The following is a 1272-nucleotide window of genomic DNA, read 5'->3' on the forward strand; positions in this document are numbered from 1 at the left end:
GAAAAATCTCCGCTGAAAGCCGTGAAAGGCATTAGTCGCACAGCGAGCGTTGATCTTACGCCGCAGTCGGTTCAGCTGCGGGCGGAGCGCGTTTGCCCCCGTGGTGGGGGCGGCTCAATCGCGCCGGCGCGGGCCTTTGGTGACGTGCTGGGGGCCGATTGCGCGCCGCATCAGCCGAAGCAGGCCCAGTGCCGCAACGGCGCCGCCAACAGCCATGCCGAGCGAACTCATGCTGAAGACCGTGTCGTTGGTTTTGYCGCCGCTGAGCATCGACGCGAGGAAGTCGCCGCCGATGAAAGCGCCAAACATGCCGACGCCGACGCTTTCGAGAATGAGGATTTTTTCGCGGGTGCCCGCGAGAAGGCAGGCAGCCCCGCCGAGAAGAGCACCCACCACACACCAGATATACGGGTTGATGCCGTTCTCCTGAAGACCATGAACTGCCCCATGGTGACAGCTTTACGGCCCCGGCGGTGGACATACTTTTACCAAGGTCATTCGCCCGGCAGCTGCGCCAGGGAGGAGCTTCAGGTTTTTGCCGCCGGTGCAATCGCCCGCACCGCCTTCACAAACGCCGCCAGCGCCTGGTGGTCGCGTGCGGTTTTCCAGAGGCAATGCGTTTCATAAGGTGTGGTGGCGGCGTCCAGCGGCACAAAGGCCGCCCCCGCCATGGCCGACTGCCTGAGCGCGGCCGGCACCAGCGCCACGCCCATGCCCTGCGACACCAGCGACACCACGCTGAGCCAATGCCGCAGTTCGTAGCGGATCTCCGGGTAAAAACCGGCTTCGGTGCAGATAGCCAGGATGCGTTCGTGGTAATCAGGCGAGACGGTGCGCGACACCACGGCAAAAGGCTCGCCCTGCAGGGCAGGCAGCGACAAGGAGCGTTTGCGCGCCAGGGCATGGCCCGCAGGCAGGCAACAGATGAAGGCCTGGCTGGACACAAGAATTTGCGACAGCTCGGGCGGCACGCGCGTGGTGTGCACAAAGCCCAGGTCCAGCCGGTCATGGGCCAGCTCTACCAATTGCTCGCTGGAGCTGAGCTCCTTCAGCGTCAGCCGCAGCAAGGGATGCTCTGCCTGGAAACGTTCCAGGATCGCGGGGAGCCCGCTGTACAGCATGGTTCCCGAAAACCCGATGGCCAGGCTGCCGGCCATGCCCTGCCCCACGTCGCGCGCATGGCCGGCGGCCTGTGCCGCCTGCTCCAGCAGGGCACGTGCTGCCGGCACAAAGGCCTGGCCCGCGGCGGTGAGCTGCACCGACTTGCTGTTG

Annotated in this window: 2 protein-coding genes; both read right to left on the minus strand. The window is 65.3% G+C overall.

Annotated features, from left to right (window positions below; translation table 11 throughout):
* Nucleotides 1-114: 114 nt before the first annotated feature.
* Nucleotides 115-393, minus strand: a complete 279-nt coding sequence (locus AC1D0Z_RS22120) for a hypothetical protein (protein ID WP_477660293.1) — start codon at nucleotides 391-393, stop codon at nucleotides 115-117.
* Between the two features lie 134 nt (nucleotides 394-527).
* Nucleotides 528-1272 (minus strand): LysR substrate-binding domain-containing protein (locus tag AC1D0Z_RS22125; RefSeq protein WP_477660294.1); only part of this gene is annotated, 745 nt, incomplete at its 5' end.

Source organism: Polaromonas sp. P1_E3 (assembly GCF_056405935.1).